The 21,953-nt window shown below is 66.0% G+C and carries 19 protein-coding genes, 1 tRNA gene and 1 pseudogene; 16 read left to right on the plus strand and 5 right to left on the minus strand.

The features are described 5' to 3' along the window. Positions 1-244 precede the first annotated feature (244 nt). Together VK98_RS14770 and VK98_RS14775 are read right to left on the minus strand one after the other, a co-directional pair. A complete protein-coding gene (locus tag VK98_RS14770; protein WP_048414770.1) occupies positions 245-1,429 on the minus strand; it encodes an acetyl-CoA C-acyltransferase in 1,185 nt (394 codons plus the stop codon). 10 nt (positions 1,430-1,439) lie between these two features. Then, positions 1,440-1,841 carry a MerR family DNA-binding transcriptional regulator gene (locus VK98_RS14775; protein ID WP_019101375.1) on the minus strand — a complete coding sequence of 134 codons (402 nt, stop codon included), beginning with the start codon at positions 1,839-1,841 and terminating at the stop codon, positions 1,440-1,442. A gap of 136 nt (positions 1,842-1,977) precedes the next feature. On the opposite strand from VK98_RS14775, the gene VK98_RS14780 reads away from it, so the two are divergent. The 6 genes from VK98_RS14780 (at position 1,978) to mmsB (ending at position 8,485) form a co-directional block, all read left to right on the plus strand. Then, positions 1,978-2,826 (plus strand): 3-hydroxybutyryl-CoA dehydrogenase, encoded by an 849-nt coding sequence (locus tag VK98_RS14780; protein ID WP_048414771.1) that lies wholly within the window; start codon positions 1,978-1,980, stop codon positions 2,824-2,826. A gap of 50 nt (positions 2,827-2,876) precedes the next feature. After that, positions 2,877-4,379: a CoA-acylating methylmalonate-semialdehyde dehydrogenase gene (locus tag VK98_RS14785; protein WP_048414772.1), complete on the plus strand. Its 1,503-nt coding sequence runs from the start codon at positions 2,877-2,879 to the stop codon at positions 4,377-4,379. A 13-nt stretch (positions 4,380-4,392) separates the two neighbouring features. Beyond that, complete coding sequence (locus VK98_RS14790) at positions 4,393-5,553, plus strand: acyl-CoA dehydrogenase family protein (RefSeq protein WP_048414773.1); 1,161 nt, start codon at positions 4,393-4,395, stop codon at positions 5,551-5,553. A 97-nt stretch (positions 5,554-5,650) separates the two neighbouring features. Next, complete coding sequence (locus VK98_RS14795) at positions 5,651-6,433, plus strand: enoyl-CoA hydratase (RefSeq protein ID WP_048414774.1); 783 nt, start codon at positions 5,651-5,653, stop codon at positions 6,431-6,433. A 24-nt stretch (positions 6,434-6,457) separates the two neighbouring features. Further along, positions 6,458-7,576 carry an enoyl-CoA hydratase/isomerase family protein gene (locus VK98_RS14800; RefSeq protein WP_048414775.1) on the plus strand — a complete coding sequence of 373 codons (1,119 nt, stop codon included), beginning with the start codon at positions 6,458-6,460 and terminating at the stop codon, positions 7,574-7,576. Positions 7,577-7,594: 18 nt separating this feature from the next. Further along, entirely contained in the window at positions 7,595-8,485 is an 891-nt protein-coding gene (gene mmsB / locus VK98_RS14805) for a 3-hydroxyisobutyrate dehydrogenase (protein ID WP_048414776.1), read from the plus strand. A gap of 44 nt (positions 8,486-8,529) precedes the next feature. Here mmsB and VK98_RS14810 read toward each other — a convergent pair whose 3' ends face one another. Then, positions 8,530-10,065 carry a mechanosensitive ion channel family protein gene (locus tag VK98_RS14810; protein WP_048414777.1) on the minus strand — a complete coding sequence of 512 codons (1,536 nt, stop codon included), beginning with the start codon at positions 10,063-10,065 and terminating at the stop codon, positions 8,530-8,532. Between the two features lie 269 nt (positions 10,066-10,334). Continuing rightward, positions 10,335-11,282, minus strand: coding sequence for a tRNA-dihydrouridine synthase (locus tag VK98_RS14815; protein ID WP_048414778.1), 948 nt, complete (start codon positions 11,280-11,282; stop codon positions 10,335-10,337). Between the two features lie 58 nt (positions 11,283-11,340). Here VK98_RS14815 and VK98_RS14820 point away from each other — a divergent pair, with 58 nt between their 5' ends. The 10 genes from VK98_RS14820 (at position 11,341) to VK98_RS14865 (ending at position 20,334) form a co-directional block, all read left to right on the plus strand. Next, a complete protein-coding gene (locus tag VK98_RS14820) occupies positions 11,341-11,811 on the plus strand; it encodes a GNAT family N-acetyltransferase (protein ID WP_048414779.1) in 471 nt (156 codons plus the stop codon). Between the two features lie 61 nt (positions 11,812-11,872). After that, positions 11,873-12,817, plus strand: coding sequence for a nucleoside hydrolase (locus VK98_RS14825; RefSeq protein ID WP_048414780.1), 945 nt, complete (start codon positions 11,873-11,875; stop codon positions 12,815-12,817). Between the two features lie 15 nt (positions 12,818-12,832). Next, positions 12,833-13,048 (plus strand): DUF1653 domain-containing protein, encoded by a 216-nt coding sequence (locus tag VK98_RS14830; RefSeq protein ID WP_048414781.1) that lies wholly within the window; start codon positions 12,833-12,835, stop codon positions 13,046-13,048. A gap of 8 nt (positions 13,049-13,056) precedes the next feature. Continuing rightward, on the plus strand, positions 13,057-14,010 hold the full coding sequence (locus tag VK98_RS14835) for a histone deacetylase (protein ID WP_082159043.1): 954 nt from the start codon (positions 13,057-13,059) through the stop codon (positions 14,008-14,010). Beyond that, positions 14,007-14,531, plus strand: a complete 525-nt coding sequence (gene msrA / locus VK98_RS14840) for a peptide-methionine (S)-S-oxide reductase MsrA (protein WP_048414782.1) — start codon at positions 14,007-14,009, stop codon at positions 14,529-14,531. Before VK98_RS14835 ends, msrA begins: the two co-directional genes overlap by 4 nt. Before the next feature lie 127 nt (positions 14,532-14,658). After that, on the plus strand, positions 14,659-16,935 hold the full coding sequence (locus VK98_RS22870; protein ID WP_053077402.1) for an ATP-binding protein: 2,277 nt from the start codon (positions 14,659-14,661) through the stop codon (positions 16,933-16,935). A 21-nt stretch (positions 16,936-16,956) separates the two neighbouring features. Continuing rightward, the gene (locus VK98_RS14850) at positions 16,957-17,625 is read left to right on the plus strand and encodes a response regulator transcription factor (RefSeq protein WP_019103053.1); all 669 of its coding nucleotides are present in this window, start codon (positions 16,957-16,959) and stop codon (positions 17,623-17,625) included. A 9-nt stretch (positions 17,626-17,634) separates the two neighbouring features. Continuing rightward, on the plus strand, positions 17,635-18,510 hold the full coding sequence (locus VK98_RS14855; RefSeq protein ID WP_048414783.1) for an NAD kinase: 876 nt from the start codon (positions 17,635-17,637) through the stop codon (positions 18,508-18,510). Positions 18,511-18,528: 18 nt separating this feature from the next. After that, complete coding sequence (gene recN, locus VK98_RS14860; protein WP_048414784.1) at positions 18,529-20,199, plus strand: DNA repair protein RecN; 1,671 nt, start codon at positions 18,529-18,531, stop codon at positions 20,197-20,199. 47 nt (positions 20,200-20,246) lie between these two features. Then, positions 20,247-20,334, plus strand: a tRNA-Ser gene (locus tag VK98_RS14865). Positions 20,335-20,666: 332 nt separating this feature from the next. Here VK98_RS14865 and VK98_RS14870 read toward each other — a convergent pair. Then, positions 20,667-21,693 (minus strand): annotated as a pseudogene (locus VK98_RS14870) (IS110 family transposase). Positions 21,694-21,953: the final 260 nt, after the last annotated feature.

Here is a 21,953-nt window from a genome sequence, read left to right on the forward strand (position 1 = left end):
ATCACCTCCCCTTAGAGCCTGTTCAAAGGCTCACGAGCAAGGGCGAGACAAGGCGAAAACTAGCGAAAAAGCGGAATGTACGAGCGGTACATGAGCATTTTGAGCGCGTTTTCAACGCCGTATCTCTGAAGCGCAGCAGACTTTGAAAAGGTTCTTAACGGCAAACGACCCTGGCGACGATACACAAGCCGCCAGGGTCGTTTCATTGAAGCCGCCTAACCGACGCAGATGTCGGCGGCGTGTTTCAGAGCAGTTCCAGCGCCATCGCCGTCGCCTCGCCGCCGCCTATGCACAAGCTGGCCACGCCGCGCTTGCCGCCGCGCTGACGCAAGGCCGACAGCAGGGTGATGATGATGCGCGCGCCGGAGGCGCCGATGGGATGGCCCAGCGCGCAGGCGCCGCCATGGACGTTGACCTTGTCGTGCGGCAGGCCCAGATCGTGCATCGCCGCCATCGTCACCACGGCGAAGGCTTCGTTGATCTCGTAGAGATCGACGTCGCCGGCGCTCCAGCCGGCCTGGGCCAGCAGCTTGCGGATCGCCTCCACCGGCGCGGTGGTGAACCAGCCCGGCTCCTGGGCGTGGGTGGCGTGGCCGACGATGCGGGCCAGCGGGCGCAGGCCGCGCCGCGCCGCCTCCTCCGCCGTCATCAACACCAGCGCGGCGGCGCCGTCGGAAATGGAGCTGGCGTTGGCCGGCGTCACCGTGCCGTCCTTCTTGAACGCCGGCTTCAGCGTCGGAATCTTGTCGACATTGGCCTTCAAGGGCTGTTCGTCGGTGTCCACCACCTGATCGCCGCCGCGGCCGCTGACCGTCACCGGCGCGATCTCGTCGCGGAACAGGCCGTCGCGGATCGCCGCCTGGGCACGGTTCAGCGAGGCGATGGCGAAGGCGTCCTGGGCCTCGCGGCTGAAGCCGTACTTCTCGGCGCACCATTCGGCGAACACCCCCATCAGCTTGCCCTTGTCGTAGGCGTCCTCCAGACCGTCCAGGAACATGTGGTCCTTGATTTCGCCGTGACCCAGCCGCAAGCCGGCGCGCGCCTTGGTCATCAGATAGGGCGCGTTGCTCATGCTTTCCATGCCGCCGGCCACCATCACCCGCGCGCTGCCGGCGCGCAAGAGATCATGGGCCAGCATCGTCGCCTTCATGCCGGAGCCGCACATCTTGTTGACCGTGGTGCAGTTCACCGCCAGCGGCAGGCCGGCGCCCAGCGCCGCCTGGCGCGCCGGCGCCTGGCCCTGGCCGGCCGGCAGCACGCAGCCGACGATGGCTTCGTCGATGTCCGCCGCCGGCACGCCGGCGCGCTCCACCGCGGCCTGGATCGCCGCCGCGCCCAGTTCCGCCGCCGTCTTGGCAGCCAAAGCGCCCTGGAAGCCGCCCATGGCGGTGCGCGCCATGCCCACGATCACGATGTCTTGCTGTTGCATTGCTCACTCCTCAAGTCGATTGCCGGGCATCCGCGCCGCGCTTGTCCAGCGTTTTCTCGCACTGATGCCGCAATTGGGAAATTTCGCTCAGTACCACCTTGATGTCTTCCATCTGCTCCAGCAGCTGCTGTTCCTTGCGCTGCAGGATGCGGATGAATTCGTGCAGCTGCGGCGCGTCGTCGCTGGCCGCGTCGTACAGCGCGAACAGCTCGCGGATTTCCTGCAGGGACAGGCCGATGCGCTTGCCGCGCAGAATCAGCATCAGCCGCACCCGATCGCGGCGGCTGTAGATGCGGCGCTGCCCCGCCCGCAGCGGCTCCAGCAATTGCTGGTCTTCGTAAAAGCGGATGGTGCGCGTGGTCACGTCGAACTCCTGCGCCAACTCGGTAATGCTGTAAGTCTGCTCCGCCATCTTCCTCTCCGCCCTCCCCGGCGCCGCCGGACCATTCGCGCAACATTCGCCGTTGCGCTTGTCATTGTTGATTGACGTTAACGTAAACGTCAAGCTATCTTGAATACAGCATAGAGCAAATAGTCGAGGAAACAACATGCAAGCCAAAATCGCAGTGGTGGGCGCCGGCACCATGGGCAACGGCATCGCCCAGGTCTTCGCAGCCCACGGTTACGACGTGCGCCTGGCCGACGTCAACCAGGCCGCGCTGGACAAGGGCCTGGCCGCCATCGCCTCCAGCCTGGCGCGCCTGGTGAAGAAAGAGCTGCTGGCCGAGGCCGACGTTCCCGCCATTCTCGCCCGCATCCAGACCACCACCCGCCTGGCCGATCTGGCCGACCGCGACCTGGTGGTGGAAGCCGCCACCGAAAACGCCGCGGTCAAGGAAAGCATCTTCCGCGAGCTGGCTGCCGTGGTGCGCCCGGACGCGGTGCTGGCGTCCAATACCTCGTCGATTTCGCTGACCCGCATCGCCAGCTGGGTCAGCCAGCCGGAGCGCGTGGTGGGCATGCACTTCATGAACCCGGTGCCGGTGATGCAGCTGGTGGAAATCATCCGCGCGCTGCAAACCAGCGACGCCGCCTACCGGCTGGTTTACGAACTGAGCCAGGCGCTGGGCAAGACTCCGGTCACGGTCAAGGACGCCGCCGGCTTCGTCTCCAACCGGGTGCTGATGCCGATGATCAACGAGGCCGCCTTCACGCTGTACGAAAACCTGGCCAGCGCCGAGGACATCGACACCGTGATGAAGCTGGGCATGAATCACCCCATCGGCCCGCTGGCGCTGGCGGACCTGATCGGCCTGGACACCTGCCTGTCCATCATGGACATCCTCTACACCGAATTCCGCGACAGCAAATACCGCGCCTGCCCGCTGCTGGCCCAACTGGTGCAGGCCGGCCACCTGGGCCGCAAGAGCGGCAAGGGTTTTTACAGCTACGCCTGAGCCGGCACCGCCGGCAACGGGCTTTATCAAGATCAGACGGAGGCAGCACCATGACCCAGGCAGTCCCCACCATCAAATTGCTGATCGGCGGCGAATTCGTCGAATCCCGCAGCGCCGAATGGCGTGACATCGTCAACCCGGCCACCCAGGAAGTGCTGGCGCGGGTGCCGATGGCCACCCAGGACGAAGTCGACGCAGCCGTCAGCGCCGCCAAGACCGCCTTCACCAGCTGGAAGAAAACCGCCATCGGCGCGCGCGCGCGCATCTTCCTGAAATACCAGCAATTGATCCGCGAACACATGAAGGAACTGGCGGCCTTGCTGACCGCCGAACAGGGCAAGACCCTGGCCGACGCCGAGGGCGACATCTTCCGCGGCCTGGAAGTGGTGGAACACGCGTCCGCCATCGGCAATCTGCAACTGGGCGAATACGCGGAGAACGTCGCCGGCGGCGTCGACACCTATACCGTGCTGCAGCCGCTGGGCGTCTGCGCCGGCATCACCCCGTTCAACTTCCCGGCGATGATTCCGCTGTGGATGTTCCCGATGGCCATCGCCACCGGCAACACCTTCGTGCTCAAGCCCTCGGAACAAGACCCGATGGTGACCATGCGCCTGGTGGAGCTGGCGCTGGAAGCCGGCATCCCGCCCGGCGTGCTCAATGTGGTGCACGGCGGCGAGCAGGTGGTCAACGCCCTGTGCGATCACCGCGACATCAAGGCGGTGTCCTTCGTCGGCTCCACCAAGGTGGGCACCCACGTGCACCAGCGCGCCAGCCTCAACGGCAAGCGCACCCAGTGCATGATGGGCGCCAAGAATCACGCCATCGTGCTGCCGGACGCCAATAAGGAACAGGCGCTGAACCAGTTGGCCGGGGCCGCTTTCGGCGCCGCCGGCCAACGCTGTATGGCGTTGTCGGTGGCGGTGCTGGTGGGCGAGGCCCAACAGTGGATTCCGGAACTGGTGGCCAAGGCGCGCGGCCTGAGCGTGGGCGCCGGCAAGGACAACCCGGACCTGGGCCCGCTGATCTCCTGCGCCGCCCGCGAACGCGTGGCCGGACTGATCGCCCGCGGCGTGGAAGAAGGCGCGCGCCTGGAGCTGGACGGCCGCGACATCAAGGTGGCCGGCTACGAGCGCGGCAACTTCGTCGGCCCCACCATCTTCTCCGGCGTCAAACCGGAAATGAGCGTCTACCACCAGGAAGTTTTCGGCCCGGTGCTGTGCCTGATGGCGGCGGACTCGCTGGACGACGCCATCGCCATCGTCAACGCCAACCCCAACGGCAACGGCACCGCGGTGTTCACCCAGAGCGGCGCGGCGGCGCGCAAGTTCCAGGAAGAGATAGACGTCGGCCAGGTGGGCATCAACGTGCCCATCCCGGTGCCGGTGCCGCTGTTCAGCTTCACCGGTTCGCGCGGCTCCAAGCTGGGCGACCTCGGCCCCTACGGCAAGCAGGTGGTGCTGTTCTACACCCAGACCAAGACTGTCACGAGCCGCTGGTTCGACGACGCCGCCAGCGGCGGCAAGGTCAATACCACTATTTCGCTGCGCTGACCGGGAGCCCGCCATGGATTTCGCACTGACCGAAGAACAGATCGCCTTTCAGGACAGCGCCCGCGACTTCGCCGCCAGCGAGCTCGCGCCGCGTGCCGCCGAATGGGACGAAGAGGAAACCTTTCCGCTGGAGGTGATCCGCCGCAGCGGCGAGATGGGCTTTCTCGGCCTGTACACGCCGGAAGCCTACGGCGGCCTGGGCCTGCCGCGGCTGGACTCCGCCATCATCTTCGAAGAGCTGGCCGCCGGCTGCACCTCCACCGCCGCCTATCTGACCATCCACAATATGGTCAGCTGGATGATAGCCAGCTTCGGCAGCCCGGAACTGGCCGAGCGCTGGGTGCCGCGCATGGTCAGCGGCGAGCTGCTGGGCAGCTACTGTCTGACCGAACCCGGCGCTGGCTCCGACGCCGCCTCGCTGAAGACCCGCGCCGAGCGCAAGGGCGATCACTACGTGCTCAACGGCTCCAAGATGTTCATCTCCGGCGCCGGCAGCACCCAGGTGCTGGTGGTGATGGCGCGCACCGGCGGCCCGGGTCCCAAGGGCGTGTCCGCCTTCGTGGTGCCGGCGGACGCCGCCGGCGTGCAGTACGGCAAGAAAGAGAAAAAAATGGGCTGGAACAGCCAGCCCACCCGCGCCATCACCTTCGACAACGTGGAAATCCCGGCCGCCAACCGGCTGGGCGAGGAAGGCCAGGGCTTCGCCTTCGCGATGAAGGGCCTGGACGGCGGCCGCATCAATATCGCCACCTGCGCGGTGGGCACCGCCCAGGCCGCGCTGGCCGCCGCCCAGCGCTATGTGCAGGAGCGCCAGCAATTCGGCCAGCCGCTGGCCGAACTGCAAAGCGTGCAGTTCCGGCTGGCGGACATGCTGACCGAGCTGGTGGCCGCGCGGCAGATGGTGCGGCTGGCGGCGTGGAAACTGGACCAGGCCAGCCCGGACGCCAGCGCTTATTGCGCCATGGCAAAGCGGCTGGCCACCGATCTGAGTTTCAATGTGGCCAACAACGCGCTGCAGCTGTTCGGCGGCTACGGCTATCTGAAGGACTTCCCGCTGGAACGCCATGTGCGCGACCTGCGCGTGCACCAGATTCTGGAAGGCACTAATGAAGTGATGCGGATGATCGTGGCGCGCAAGCTGCTGCAGGACGGCGCGCTGGAAACCCTGCGCTGAGCGAAGCAGGCAAAAGCCCCACTGCGGCCTTGCCTCAGCCGCTTCGCTGGATTTTCCGGCCTCGCTCATCCACACCGAATCCATAAAGGCATACGCTATGAACAATTACGCCCACCTGAACGTGGAAAAACGCGGCCACACCGCCGTGGTCACCCTAGACAACCCGCCGGCCAACACCTGGAACCGTGACAGCCTGAGCGCGCTGAAGCGGCTGGTGGCGGACCTGAACGCCGACCGCGACATCTACGCGCTGGTGATCACCGGCCAGGGCGAAAAATTCTTCTCCGCCGGCGCCGACCTCAATCTGTTCGCCGACGGCGACAAGAAGGTGGCCACCGAGATGACCATGCTGTTCGGCGAGGCCTTCGAGGCGCTGTCCGCCTTCCGCGGCGTCAGCATCGCCGCCGTCAACGGCTACGCGATGGGCGGCGGCCTGGAGTGCGCGCTGGCCTGCGACATCCGCATCGCCGAGGAACAGGCGCAAATGGCGCTGCCGGAAGCCGGCGTCGGCCTGCTGCCCTGCGCCGGCGGCACCCAGAACCTGCCCTGGCTGGTGGGCGAAGGCTGGGCCAAGCGCATGATTCTGTGCGGCGAGCGCGTGGACGCGCGCACCGCCGAGCGCATCGGCCTGGTGGAGGAAGTGGTGGCCAAGGGCCAGGCGCTGGACGCCGCGCTCAAGCTGGCGGAAAAAGCCGCGCGCCAGTCGCCGTCGTCGGTGACGGTGTGCAAGCAGCTGGTGCAGCGCGCGCGGCTGCAGCCGCCGGCGCACAATCTGATCCACGAGCGCGAAGGCTTCATCAAGCTGTTCGACACCCAGGACCAGGGCGAAGGCACTCGCGCCTTCCTGGAAAAACGCCCGGCGCAGTGGAAGAACGCCTGACCCTCACCCAAGGACGAATCCGCCATGTCCCACCTGGTACTGTTTGAAGAACTGCCGGTCCGCGGCGGCCAGCGCATCGCCATCGCCACGCTGAACGCGGAAAAATCGCTGAACGCGCTGACGCTGGAGATGATACGGCTGCTGGACGCGCGCTTGAGCGCCTGGGAGAACGACGACGCCGTGGTGGCCGTGCTGCTGCGCGGCGCCGGCGACAAGGCCTTCTGCGCCGGCGGCGACGTGCGCTCGCTGCGCGCCGCGCTGCTGGAAGACGGCGACGCCTATCCCAACCCGCACGCCGTCGCCTTCTTCAGCGAGGAATACCGACTCGACTACCGCATCCACCGCTACCGCAAGCCGCTGATCGTCTGGGGCGGCGGCATCGTCATGGGCGGCGGCCTGGGCCTAATGGCCGGCGCCAGCCACCGCGTGGCCACGCCGGCCACCCGCATCGCGATGCCGGAAATCACCATAGGCCTGTACCCGGACGTGGCCGGCAGCTGGTTCCTGCAACGGATGCCGGCCAAGCTCGGCCTGTTCCTCGGCCTGACCGGCGCGCCGCTGAACGCCGGCGACGCGCTGCTGTGCAATCTGGCCGACCACGTGCTGCCGGCCGACGGCCAGCCGGCCTTGCTGACGGCGCTGCGCGAACTGGCCTGGGAACAGCCGGCGGAACGCCACCACGGCCTGGTCAGCGCCTTGCTCAACGAAATGGAACGCGGCGTGGCGCTGCCGGAGGCCAACGCCGGCCGCAACCTGCTGGCGGTGCACCAGCTGATGAACCGCGGCAGCCTGGAAGCGGTGGCCGCCGCGCTGCGCGACACCGCCTTCGAAGACCCGTGGCTGGCCGCCGCGGCCAAGAGCTTCGCTCACGGCTGCCCGACGTCGGCCGCCGTCTGCTGGGAAATCTTCCAGCGCGCCAGGCATCTGTCGCTGGCCGAAGTCCTGCGCATGGAGCTGGCGCTGTCGGTCAACTTCTGCGCCAAGCCGGACTTCCGCGAAGGCGTGCGCGCGCTGCTGGTGGACAAGGACCGCGCGCCGCAATGGCATTGCCGCGAGCTGGCCGACATCCCGCCGGGCTGGGTGGACAGCCATTTCGATTCGCCGTGGACGCCGGCGGAACACCCGCTGGCCGCGCTCCAATAACAATCGAGGAGACAGATTATGCAAACCATCGCCTTCATCGGCCTGGGCAATATGGGCGGACCGATGGCCGCCAACCTGCTGAAGCAGGGTTATCGGCTTAACGTATTCGACCTGTCCGCCGACGCGCTGGCCAAGCTGACCGCCGCCGGCGCGCGCGCGGCCGCGGACGCCGCCGACGCCGTCCGCGGCGCCGACGCGGTGATTTCCATGCTGCCGGCCGGCCGCCACGTGGAAGGCTTGTACCTGGGCGAGTCCGGCCTGTTCGCGCAACTGCCGGCCGGCACCCTGGTGATCGATTGCAGCACCATAGACGCCGCCACCGCGCGCCGGGTGGCCGCCGCGGCCGACGCCGCCGGCCTCAAGATGCTGGACGCGCCGGTGTCCGGCGGCACCGCCGGCGCGGCCGCCGGCACGCTGACCTTCATCGTCGGCGGCGCCGCCGCCGAACTGGAACGCGCGCGGCCCTTGCTGCAGGCCATGGGCAAGAACATCTTCCACGCCGGCGCCGCCGGCGCCGGCCAGACCGCCAAGATCTGCAACAATATGTTGTTGGGCATCCTGATGGCCGGCACCGCCGAGGCGCTGGCGCTGGGCGTCAAGAACGGGCTGGACCCCAAGGTGCTGTCCGAGATCATCAGCCAGAGCTCCGGCCGCAACTGGGCCACCGAGCTGTACAACCCCTGGCCCGGGGTGATGGAGAACGCGCCGGCCAGCCGCGGCTACAGCGGCGGCTTCATGACGGAACTGATGTTGAAAGACCTGGGCCTGGCCGAGGAAACCGCGCTGCACAGCCACGCGGCCAATCCGCTGGGCTCGCTGGCGCGCAATCTGTACGAGGAACACGCGCAAGCCGGCTTCGGCAAGCTGGATTTCTCCAGCATTCTCAAGCACTTCCACCCGCTGGATTGAGCGCCGTCGCGCGGCCCCGCCTTGGGGCCGCCGACAGCCGCCGTTCAGTGCTTGGCCAGGCCGAAGAAACGGCGGATCTTGTCCACCAGCTCCGCCCGCTGCGGCGAGCCATGGCCTTCCTGCCAATCCTGCGGCAGCTTGCGGGTGCGTTCGGCCAGCCGTTCGGCCAGAATCGACGAGATCGCCTCCGCCAACTCCTTGCGCGAACTCAGAATGGACTGGAAGGACTCCTTGTCCAGCCGCAGGCACTCCACATTGGAGCGCGCGATCACGGTGCCGCTGCGCGCCTCGCCGGTCATCAAACCCATTTCGCCGAAGAAATTGCCGCCCTCCAGCACGTCCACCAGCTTGCGGCTGCCGTCCGGCAGATTCACCCACACCTCCACCTCGCCGTTGAGCATGATGTAGAGCCAGTGCGCCACCGCGCCCTGATGCATGATGATGTCGCCGGTGACGAAGGGGGTGAACTTGAGCTGGTCGGCCAGCACCACCAGTTCCTCGTCGTTGAGGCTGGACAGCAGCTCCACCTTGCGCAGCGCCTGCACCCTCTCCTCCAGGTGCTTCTTCATCCGCGCTTCCATGTACTTTTCATTGTCCTTGATGGTCAGCACATTGTAGTGCGGCGAGGACATCTTCAGATTGTGGCGGCGCAGGGCGGCGTCGATATGGGTGCGCACCACGGAGTCGGTCAGGTCGTCGGCGGCGAGATCGGTCAGCCAGTAACGCACCGCGTACTTGCTGTAGCCGTTTTCGAAGCCCATCAGAATGCAGTTGGGCTCCGGCGACAGCGCCACGCCGGGCAATTGCGCCTCGCGCAGGGAACGCTCCACCACGGAAATGATCTGGTTGGGCAGCGTGTCCCAATTGATGTTGAACCATACCCAGCGCCGCCATTGCAGCGGCGCGCCCTGGTGCTTGCCCAGGATGGCGAACTGCCCCTTCATCAGCTGGCTATTGGGAATCACCACGGTTTCCCAGTTGCGGGTTTCCACCAGCGTGGCGCGCCAATTGATTTCCACCACCCGGCCGGACAGCTCGCCGGACTTGATCCAGTCGCCCACCTCCACCGAATTGTCCAGCTGCAGCGACAGGCCGGCCAGGATATTGCCCAGCGTGTCCTGCATCGAAAACGCCAGCACGCCGGTGATCACCGCCGAGGTGGTGACGATGTGGCTCAGGTCCAGGCCGGCCAGGCGCAGCAGCACCAGGCCCCAGCCCACGCAGCCCAGCACCAGCAGAATGTCCTCCAGGATGCGCGGCGGATGCAGGCGCAGCAAGGGCAGGAACAGCCGCATCAGCATCATCGCCCACAGCCGGATCAGCGCCAGGCCCAGCACGATGATGGCCACCTGCTTGACCCACTCCGCCACCGCCTGCCCTTCCTGAGGGCCCAGATTGATCACCACCAGCGCAATGGCGGCGGCCAGCAAGGAGCGCAGCGTCGATTTGCGGGTTTCCGGCCGCAGCAGATAGAGCAAGGCGGCGCAGGCGGCGGTCAGCGCCACGAACAGCGTCAGGCTGTCGTGCCACGCCTGAGGGATCAGCTTTTCCAGCCAGCTAACCGTCGGGGCCGTATCCATGCCGCCTCCGCGATGAAGTCTTGATGGGAAACCGCCGATGGCGGCGCCGCTGCGGCAGGAAGAGAGAGGGAACAACAGGCCGGCCGCTTTTCATTGATAGCCCATCGCGGCGGATAAAAAAAATCCCTCCCGTGTAGGGAGGGCTGCAAGGTATCGGGGAAGTGTAATCGCCGGAGCTGGGGAGCCGCCGGAATCACAGCGCCCTGCTATACCAGTGCAGCGCGCAATTGAATGCTACACATTCCCATAGCATTTAGATATGAGTACATTTACTTAGCAAGCATGTCTCGCAGGACAGGCTCCACTTCGTCCGGCGTCGTCAGCCTGCGGATGCGCTCGAACAAGGCGCCGGCCTCCGGCCAGGTGCGCTTGAGCTGCCCCAGCCATTGCTTGGTGCGCGCCACCGGGTAGCGCCCGTCCTCGGACTGGACGCGGCACTGCAGGAACAGGTCCAGCACCCAGGGCTGCATCTCGCTCCAGGCCATCGGCTCGGCGCCGTCCCCGCGCTTGATGCGCAACGCCAGGTCCGGGCAGGCCACCAGGCCGCGCCCTATCATCACCGTGTCGCAGCCGCTTTGCTCGCGGATGGCGCGGTAATCGTCCAGCGTCCACACCTCGCCGTTGGCCACCACCGGCACCGCCACGCTGTCGCGGATGCGGGCGATCCAGTCCCAATGCGCCGGCGGCCGGTAGCCCTCCACCTTGGTGCGGCCGTGCACCGCCAGTTCCTGCGCGCCGCCGGCCTCCAGCGCTTGCGCGCATTCCAAGGCCCGGCTTTTGTCTTCATAGCCCAGCCGCATCTTGGCGGTGACTGGTATTTCCGCCGGCACCGCCGCGCGCACCGCCTGGACGATCTGGAACAGCAGTTCCGGATCGTTGAGCAGAACCGCGCCGCCGCGATGGCGGTTGACAGTGGGCGCCGGACAGCCGAAATTCAGGTCTATGCCCGGCGCGCCCAGGCTGGCGGCCTTGGCGGCGTTCTCGGCCAGACAGGCCGGGTCCGAACCCAGCAACTGCACCCGCACCGTGACGCCGGCGCGGGTCTTGCCGCCGCGCGCCAGTTCCGGCGCCAGGCGCATGAAGGTGCGCGTGGGCAGCAGCGCCGAGGTGACGCGGACGAACTCGGTCACGCACAGATCAATGCCGCCCACCCGGGTCAGCACATCGCGCATCGCCTCGTCCACCAGGCCCTCCATCGGGGCAAGAACCAATTTCATTGCAAACGTCGCCGGAAAAAAGGCGAATATTGTACCGCAAAGCGGGGAAAGGCACTCCATGCAAATCGCCATCCGCCAAGCCGGCGCGGAATCCGTCCGCGACTGGCTGCCCTTATTCCTGGGCTATCTCGACTTTTACCGGACGGCGCAGCCGGCGGAAGCCTGCGCCGCCTTCCTGGAACAACGGCTGCGCAAGGGCGAAGCGGTGGTCTTTCTGGCCGAGGACGCGGCCGGCGTCCAGGGCTTTGCCCTGCTCTATCCCGGCTTTTCCTCGCTCAGCCTGCGCCCGCACTGGCTGCTGCACGATTTGTTCGTCTCGCCCGCCTGCCGCGGCGGCGGCGTGGGCCGACTGCTGCTGGAGCATTGCCAAGCCCATGTCGCCGCGCTGGGCGGCGGCCTCACGCTGCAAACCGCCCACGACAATCTGAACGCGCAGCGGCTGTATCAGCAATCCGGGTTTAAACTGGACACCGAATTCCGGGTCTATGAATGGAGCGCCCCCGCCTCGGCGCCGCCGGCCGCGCCTTGACGCGCCGCCAAGCGCTGCGGCATCCTTCGCCCCCTTGATGACATTGCCCAATGGAGCCGACATGAAAAAGCATCGCGTCATCTTCGACACCGATCCCGGCCTGGACGACGCGGTCGCCATCCTGTTCCTGCTGGGCGCTCGCGCCGACATCGAACTCTTGGGCCTGACCACGGTGGCCGGCAACGTCGGCGTGGAACTGACCACCCGCAACGCGCGCATCGTCTGCGAATGGGCCGGCCGCGGCGACGTGCCCGTCTACGCCGGCGCAGACCGGCCGCTGGTCCAGGCCTACCAGGGCGCCGAGCACGTGCACGGCGCCAGCGGCCTGGACGGCGCGCCGCTGCACGAGCCCGCCATGCCGGTGCGCGCCGAACACGCGGTGGACTTCATCATCGACACCCTGCGCCGCGAACCGCCGGGCAGCGTCACCCTGTGCCCGGTGGGCCCGCTGAGCAATATCGCGCTGGCGCTGCGCCGGGCGCCGGACATCGCCGCGCGCATCGGCCGCATCGTGCTGATGGGCGGCGGCTATTTCGCCGGCGGCAATATGACCCCGGCGGCGGAGTTCAACATCCACACCGACCCGCACGCGGCCGACATCGTGCTGCGCAGCGGCGCGCCCATCGTGATGCTGCCGCTGGACGTCACCCACCAGGCCACGACCACGCCGGCGCGGGTGCAAGGGCTGCGCAGCCTGCCCAACCGCTGCGGCCCGCTGGCGGCCGCGCTGCTGACCTCGCTGGAGCGCTACGACGTGCAAAAGCTGGGCCAGGACGGCGCGCCGGTGCACGACCCCTGCGTGATCGCCTATCTGCTGCGCCCCGAGCTGTTCCGCGGCCGCGAAGTCAACGTGGTGGTGGAACTGGCCGGCCACTACACCACCGGAGCCACCGTGGTGGACTGGCACGGCGAATCCGGCCGCGCGCCCAACGCGCTCTACCTGACCGAGGTGGACGCCGACGGCCTGTTCCAACTGATGGCCGACGCCCTCTCCCATCTGCCGTAAACCGAAGGAGGCCCCATGAAAATCGTTCCCGGCATCTATCGCCATTACAAAGGCCCGCTCTACGAAGTGCTGGGCACCGCCACCCATTCCGAAACCGGCGAACTGCTGGTGATGTACCGCGCGCTCTACGGCGAATTCGGCCTGTGGGCGCGGCCGGCCGGCATGTTCGAGGAAAGCGTCGCGCACGAAGGGCAGACCCTGCCGCGCTTCGCCCTGGTCAAGGCCTTCTGAGCGCCGCGATGCGCGTATTCCGCACCGACCAGTTCCCGCTGCCGCTGCCGCCCGGCCACCGCTTCCCGGCGCGAAAATACGCGCTGCTGGCGCAGGCGGTGGCCGGCTTCGCCGCCGAAGCGATGGACACGGCGCCGGCGGCCAGCCGCTACGAGCTGGCGCTGGCCCACGACGACGCCTATCTGGAAAAAGTGTTCAACGGCGCGCTCAGCGCCGCCGAACAGCGCGAGATCGGCCTGCCGTGGAGCCCGCAATTGCTGGAACGCAGCCGCCGCTCGGTGGGCGCCACCATCGCCGCCGCCCGCTGGGCGCTGGCGCGCGGCTGCGGCGTCAACCTGGCCGGCGGCACCCACCACGCCGGCCGCGCGATGGGCAGCGGCTTCTGCGTGTTCAACGACATCGCCGTGGCCGCGCGGCTGATGCTGGACGAAGGCCTGGCCCGCCGCGCGCTGGTGATAGACCTGGACGTGCATCAGGGCGACGGCACCGCCGCCATCGCCCGCGGCGACGCGCGCATCTTCACCTTCTCCATCCACGGCGCCGGCAATTTCCCCTTCCGCCGCGAAGCCGGCGATCTGGACATCGAGCTGCCTGACGGCGCCGGCGACGACGCCTACCTCGCCGTCCTGGCCGAGCAACTGCCGCGGCTGTTCGCCGCCGACCCGGACCTGGTGTTCTACCTGGCCGGCGCCGACCCCTACGCCGGCGACCGCCTGGGCAAGCTGGCGCTGAGCCGCGACGGCCTGGCCGCGCGCGACCGCATGGTGCTGGAGTCCTGTCGCCAGGCCAAGGCCGCCGTCGCCGTCGTCATGGGCGGCGGCTACGCGGTGCCCATCGAAGACACCGTGGCGATCCAGACCGAAACCGTGCGCCTGGCCTGGCAACTTTTCGGCGCGCCGGGACAGATTTCCCCCGCCGCCGCGACTGATACACACCCACCCCGTCAATGGAGTCCCATATGAAAACCGCAACCTTCGCCGGCGGCTGCTTCTGGTGCATAGAGAGCGCCTACAACCGCCTGGCCGGCGTCCACGGCGCCGTTTCCGGCTATACCGGCGGCCCCGGCGCCAACCCCAGCTACAAGGAAGTCTGCAGCGGCCGCAGCGGCCACGTGGAAGCGGTACAGATCCGCTACGACCCGGCCCAGATCGATTACGACACCCTGCTTCGCGCCTTCTTCGCGCTGCACGACCCCACCACCCTCAACCGCCAGGGCAACGACCTAGGCCCGCAATACGCGTCGGTGCTGTACTACCACGACGAGGAACAGCGCCAGGCCGCCGAACGCATGCTGGCGGAGCTGGCCGGCAACTACCCGGACCCCATCGTCACCCGGCTGGAGGCCGCGGCGCCCTTTTATCCGGCCGAAGACTATCACCAGCAATACTTTGACCAACATGGCCACGAACCCTATTGCCAGATGGTCGTAGCGCCAAAATTGGCCAAATTTCAGCAATATTTTTCTGTTTACTTAAAGAAATAAGCCACACCCTGCCAGGGGCGAGCCCAGCTCCCGGCTGGGTTCGCGCACCCCGGGCATCGCCGCTATAATCCGGCTCAGTAGCGGCGATGCCCAGATTGGCTGCGCGCCGGACGAACCCAATCTCCCCATGGCAGACAAGCACAGCATCATCACTGCATTCCGCACCGCCCTCACCCGTCACCTGGACCTGTTGCGCACCGCCTCCCCGCGCGGACGCCTGGCCTGCGCCGTGTTGTGGCTGCTCACCTTCGCCCTGTTGCTGGGCCAATCGGTGGCGCTGGACCTCAACCAGCAGCATCAAGAGCACCAGCAGGTGCACAGCCTGATCCTCTCCGGCCTGCAAACCCGGCTGCAGGAAAGCGAGATGCTGCAGCAAAGCGTGGTCGACATCGTCGACCAGGAAAACAGCCTGCGCGAAGCGCGCATCCGCCTGCTGGTGGAATCGCTGGCGCGCGAACAACCGCAGCTGTATTTCATCGGCTACCAGCCGCTGGTCAGCCACGCCTACCGCCGCGAATTCGAACGCATGCGCAGCCAGTTGCAAGGCCAGCCCTACCGCATCCGCGACTACCAGCACCAGCAGGACAACGCCTGGGACCAGCAGCAAGCCTGGCGGCTGGCGGCGAAACGGCCGCGCTACCTGCCGCTGAGCATGGCCGAACCCGGCCTCGCCTCCGACGACTGGCGCGAAATGGGCCTGGACCTGCTGGCCGACAGCGTGCTGGCGCCCACCGTCCACCGCGCGATGGGCCAGGGCGAAGCGGTGTCGCCGGTGCTGCGTCTCAACAACGGCAAACAGGGCCTGGCCTTCTTCTCCGCCATCTACAACACCGAAGCGCCGTCGCCGGTGCCCTTGGTGCGCAGCGAGCAGACCGCCGGCATGGTGGTGCAAGTGCTGTCCCTGGACAGACTGGTCAGCCTGACCCCAAACATGGCGACGCGCTACAGCGTGGCGCTGCAGCGCAAGGACAGCGCGCCCAGCGGCTACGACCCGTTGATCTACCGCCACCAACAACAGGACCAGCCCGGCTGGCTGGCGCAATGGCTGCTGCCCTCGCTGGAAATCCGCAAAAGCCTGGACACCCCCTATCTGCCCTATGAGCTGACGGTGCGTCGCCAGCTCAGCTTCGACCGCACCGCGCCGCTGGAACTGCTGCTCAGCGCCGTCTTCTCCCTGGTGCCCGCCTATCTGCTGCTGATCATCCTGGCGTTGCTGGCGCAAAACCGCCAGGCGCAGGAACAGGCGCAAGACCGGCTGCACCGCGAGCGCGAATACGCGATGGTGGCGCTCAGCGGCATCAGCGACGCGGTGATCAGCATCGACATCGACCTGAGCATCCGCTACCTCAACCCAGCGGCGGAAACCCTGCTCGGCCTCAAGATCGGCGACGCCGCCCAGCGCAAACTGCACCAGGTGGTGCGGCTCAACTACGAGTTTGCGCGCCAGGTGGAGGAAGATCCGGTGCACAAGGCCATCCAGCGCCGCGAAACCGTGCTGCTGGCGCAAAACTGCTACCTGATCCGCAGCGACGGCGAAAAACTGCTGATCGAAGGCTCCGTGTCCCCGCTGCCCGGCCGCGACGGCCGGCTGATGGGCGCGGTGCTGACCTTCCGCGACACCGCGCCGATCCGCCGCCGCATGCTGGCGGCGCTGGAAGCCAGCGAAACCCGGCTGCGTCAGCACGAAATGGAGCTGGCCCGCGTCGCCCGCATCAACACCATGGGCGAAATGGCCTCCGGCATCGCCCACGAAATCAACCAGCCGCTGTCCGCCATCATGAGCTACTGCCAGGCCGGACTCAGCCTGCTGGAAGACGAAGAGCCGGACATGGCCATGCTGCGCCGCGCGCTGGACTCCTCCGTCACCCAGGCCAGCCGCGCCGGCCAGATCATCCAGCGCCTGCGCGAATTCGTGATCAAAAAAACCCAGCAATTCAATCCCATAGATCTGAATCAGGTGGTGGGCAACGCGCTCAACCTGCTGGAATACGAACTGAAAACCCACGATATTCATATTGAGCAGAATATTTGCCACGACCTGCCATTGGTCTACGCTGACAACATACAACTGGAACAAGTGGTGCTGAACCTGATGCGCAACGCGCTGGACGCCATGGAAACCGTCGCCCCCTGGGGGCGGCTCAGCATCGCCACCAGCCTGAACGGCCGCTGGATCCGGCTGAGCATAGGCGACAACGGCGCCGGCATCGCGCCGGAATTGCTGGACCGCATCTTCGCGCCCTTCTTCAGCACCAAGGCCAGCGGAATGGGACTGGGTCTGGCCATCTGCCAGACCGCCATCGAGGCGTTCGGCGGCAAGCTGAGCGCTCGCAATAAATCAACCGGCGGCGCGGAATTCATCATTGAACTGCCGCAACGGGACGCGCCGCCGTCAACGGGGTAACCGGCAGGAGTCAAAAACACAATGCAAAACACCACGCCAACCGTCTACATCGTCGACGACGACCCAGCCGTGCTGGACTCGCTGGCCATGCTGATCGCCGCGCAAGGCATGCGCACCGTCACCTTTCCCAACGCGATGGAATTCCTCGCCCACTACGGCGGCAACGACATCGCCTGCCTGGTGCTGGACATCCGCATGCCGCAAATCACCGGCCTGGCGCTGCAAGAACAGCTGATCGACAAAAACGTGACCCTGCCCATCGTCTTCATCACCGGCCACGGCGACATCGAACAATGCCGCCGCGCCTTCCAGACCGGCGCCATCGACTTCCTGACCAAGCCGATAGACCAGGCCCGGCTGATCGAAAGCCTGCGCAAGGGCATACGCCTGAGCATCCTGCAACACCGCAAGGAAGAAGAAACCCAGGAAGTGATGGGCCTGCTCGCCCGCATCAGCGGACGCGAGCGCGAAGTGCTGGAACTGGTGGCGGACGGCATGTCCAGCAAGGAAATCGCCCGGGTGCTGGACCTGTCCCCGCGCACCATAGAAGTACATAGGGCCAACCTGTTCAACAAACTCGGTGTAGACTCTCTGGCGGACCTGGTGCGCTTCTACCTGAAAGCGCTGGAAGCCACCGGCAAGAAACCCAACGACGACAGTTTTTTGAACGATACGCCCACCCCTTACTGAAACAACGCCATGGAACGACTGTTCAAGCATGTCTGCCTGGTGGCGCGGCACAGCAAGCCCGCCATCGTCGAATCCCTGCGCCAGCTGGCCGACCACCTGTCCGCCGCCGGCGCCACCGTGCTGATCGACAAGGACAGCGCCACCCAGCAAGAGGCCGGCCCGCACGCGCTGATAGACCGCAACGACATGGGCAAGCTGGCCGACATCGTCATCGTGCTGGGCGGCGACGGCACCATGCTGTCCATCGCCCGGCTGCTGGCGCCCTACCGCGTGCCGCTGATCGGCATCAACCAGGGCCGGCTGGGCTTCATGACCGACATCCCGCTGCACGAGATGCTGGACTCGGTGGACGCCATCCTGCGCGGCGACTTCGTGCCGGAAGACCGCATCCTGCTGCAGGCCGCGGTGATACGCGAAGACGCCGAAGTGGCCAACGCGCTGGCCTTCAACGACGTGGTGTTCAGCCGCGGCGCGATGGGCTCGATGATAGAGTTCGAAGTCTTCATCGATAACCAGTTCGTCTACAGCCAACGCTCGGACGGCCTGATCGTCTCCACCCCCACCGGCTCCACCGCCTACTCGCTGGCCTCCGGCGGCCCCATCCTGCACCCCACGCTGCAGGCCATCGCCCTGGTGCCCATCTGCCCGCAATCGCTGAGCAACCGCCCGATCGCGGTCAACGACTCCTGCGAAGTGGAATTCATGCTCACCCGCGGCCTGGACGCGCGCGTGCACTTCGACGGCCAGTCCCATTGCGACCTGATGGAAATGGACCGCGTGCTGATCCGCCGCTACCGCAACCCGCTGCGCATCCTGCACCCGGTGGGCTACAACTACTACGACATGCTGCGCCACAAGCTCCACTGGGGCGAGCGCCTGCTCTGACACCTGACGCGAACACCCATGCTCCTATCGCTGACCGTTAAAGACTTCGTCATCGTCGACAACATCTCGCTGGACTTCCACGCCGGCTTCACCGTGCTCACCGGAGAAACCGGCGCCGGCAAATCCATCCTGCTGGACGCCTTGAGCCTGCTCTTGGGCGACCGCGCCGAAGGCGCGCAAGTGCGCGAAGGCGCCGAACGCGCCGAGATCACCGCCGAATTCGACACCCGCGGCCGCCCGGAAATCGACGCCTGGCTGGAAGAAAACGGCCTCAACGGCGACGACGACGTGCTCCTGCTGCGCCGGCTGCTGGACAAATCCGGCCGCTCGCGCAGCTTCGTCAACGGCCAGGCCGCCACCCTGAGCCAACTCAAGCAGCTGGGCGAATTCCTGGTCGACATCCACGGCCAGCACGCCCACCAGTCGCTGATGAAGGCCGACGCCCAGCGCCAGCTGCTGGACGCCTACGCCGGCTCCGTCGCGCTGGCCCGCGACGTCAACAAAGCCTGGCAGGACTGGCAGGCCGCCCGCCGCGCCCGCTCTGACGCCGAGCGGCTGTCGCGCGAATCCGAAGTCGAACGCGAACGGCTGAACTGGCAGATCAACGAGCTGAGCGAGCTCAATCTGCAGCCGGACGAATGGAGCGCGCTGAACCAGAGCCACTCCCGGCTGGCCAACGCCGCCGAACTGGCGCAAAGCGCCCAGCTGGCGGTGGAAACCCTGTCCGAGATGGACAACAGCTGCCTGACCATGCTGTCCCAGGTGCAAACCCGGCTCAGCAAGCTGGCCAACCTGGACCCGCGGCTGGCGGACACCCTGTCGCTGCTGGACTCCGTGGACGCCGAACTGCGCGAAGTGGTCTACAGCCTGCGCGACTACGCCAGCGACATCGACGAAAACCCCGGCCAGTTGGCCGAAGTGGAAGGCCGGCTCGACGCGCTGATGAGCACCGCGCGCAAATACCGGGTGCAGCCGCAAGACCTGCAGGAAAAGCTGGACGACTGGCAGCAGCAGCTGCAAGCGCTGGAAGCCTCCGCCGACATCGAAGCGCTGTCCCTGGCGGAAACCTCCGCGCTGGCGCGCTACCGCGCGCAGGCCGAAGCGCTGTCCGGCAAGCGCCGCCAGGCCGCCAGCGAACTGTCCGCCCGCATCGGCGCGGAAATGCAGCACCTGGCGATGAGCGGCGCGCGCTTCGCCATCGAACTGGCCGCCCTGCCAGAACCCGGCGCCCACGGCCTGGAATCCATCGAATACCTGGTGGCGGCCAACGCCGGCACCAGCCTGCGCCCGCTGGCCAAAGTGGCCTCCGGCGGCGAACTGTCCCGCATCAGCCTGGCGATGCAGGTGGTGATCAGCCAGGTGGCCAGCGTGCCCACGCTGATCTTCGACGAAGTGGACGTCGGCATCGGCGGTCGCGTCGCCGAAGTCATCGGCCACATGCTGCGCCAGCTGGGCCAGCGCTACCAAGTGCTGTGTATCACCCACCTGCCGCAAGTGGCCTCCTGCGGCAGCCACCACTGGCAGGTCAGCAAGAGCGAGCACAAGGGCCGGGTCAAGAGCCGCATCGAGCCGCTGGACAGCGAGCAGCGGGTGCTGGAGATCGCCCGCATGCTGGGCGGCGTGGAACTGACCCAGACCACGCGCGAACACGCGGCGGAAATGCTGGCCTCAAATGCGGCGGCCCTCTAGGCAAAGCGCCTAAGACCCGCTAGAATTGCGCGCTCTTAACCGAGTTGGGAAGCGTGGCCGAGTGGTTTAAGGCACTGGTCTTGAAAACCAGCGATGGGAAACCATCCGTGGGTTCGAATCCCACCGCTTCCGCCAAAACACATGCCGTCCTAGTTAGCGCCAATCTGTAGGAGTTCCGATTTGGTCTAATGGGATGGCCGTCCCCGCTTGCCAAGCAAACTTTTTGTTTAAGCCAAGAACAAGGTTGGGATTGCAGCCATACATCCGGACTTTTAACAAGGCCGTCGCCTCTGTCCCTAATTGGGATATGCTCACCGGCTCCGCTATCAGATCACCGCGCTTTACACACTTTGATAGTCCCGGGATATGTCGGTCACGATCTTACCTGTCTTGCCATCACATCAAGATTGCCTGCGCAACCGCTGGAAGTCTTCACTAATCTGCGTTGTCAAAATCGACCGACCCGACTACGTCCCGGCAAATACCGGGGTGTCGTCGAACCGGAACTCACCCTTATGCGCCAACAAGACCCAAATGATGCGGGCACTCTTGCTGGCTAGCGCCACCACCGCCACATTTGCATGCCGCCGTATCATCACCCCGCTCAGCCACGTTGAGGCGCGATCAGTTTTGCCCGTTGCAAAGCGCAGCAACGCACGAACGCCACAAGTCATCAGAGTACGCAAATAACTGTCACCACGTTTGCCAATCCCGAGCAAGGTCGACTTGCCGCCGCGGGAGTGTTGTCGCAACACCAAACCAAGCCAGGCTGCAAATTGCCGGCCACTGAAATTTTGCCCCCCTCCCCCCACGATGGCGACAACGGCACTCGCAGCAAGTGGTCCGATGCCAGGGACCTTTGCTAATCGGACGCTAGCAGCAGAGTTACGGCACCAGCACTGAATGTCCTGCTCTAGCGCCTCGACCTGCCGGCCCAGCTCTTTCAGGTGGTCCGAGAGCGCCCTCAACAACTGTTTGAAGGTGCGGGTCAGCTCACTCTCGCCGCCCTCCAGAATCTCCGGAATACGTCGGCAGATCGTATGAATACCTTGTGGAATGACAATCCCAAACTCGGCCAATAGGCTGCGAATTTCACTGGCGGTCGCGGTGCCCGCTTTCACAAAAGCGGCGCGAGCGCGATGTACTGACAGAATCGCTTACTGCTCGACAGCCTTGATCGGCACAAAGCACACGTCCAGCCGGGTCGCCGCTTCGCAAATCGCCGCGAAATCGGCTGCATCGTTCTTGTTAGTCTTGACGTCGGCTTTGACAAACTGCGGCGCCATCAGTTGAACGGTACGGCCAAAGCCTTGCAGCAACCGTGCCCAATGGAGGGCACCACACAGGCCTCCATGCCAATCAGGCATGAAGGTAGATTGACGAAGAAAGCTGCCATCTGCTCGCGGCGCAACTGTTTCTTCAGGGCTGCTTGCCGTGCTCATCTACGCCATGCAATTGGAAAACCTGCTTTGCCAGGTCAATGTCGACAATCACAGGATGTCCCGTCCGTGAGCGATGGTTTGACACTGCCACTCTGGCGCATCGATGCCGTTAGACGGGGGCGTCATCCCATTAGATCAGCGCTGAACTTCCAGACCCAGCCGACGCGGAATCTTGGCACGAATTTCCCGTCGCGGAGTGGAAAGCAGCGAGAGGCTGAATTGCCACCGTTGGGTGGTAGAACGCATTCATTCTTGGCCAGTGGGCTTCGACAAGTTGCGCATCCGCTTCGATGCGGCGGTTAGATACGCATT

The sequence above is a fragment of the Chromobacterium sp. LK11 genome (genome assembly GCF_001043705.1).
GTDB lineage: Bacteria > Pseudomonadota > Gammaproteobacteria > Burkholderiales > Chromobacteriaceae > Chromobacterium > Chromobacterium alkanivorans.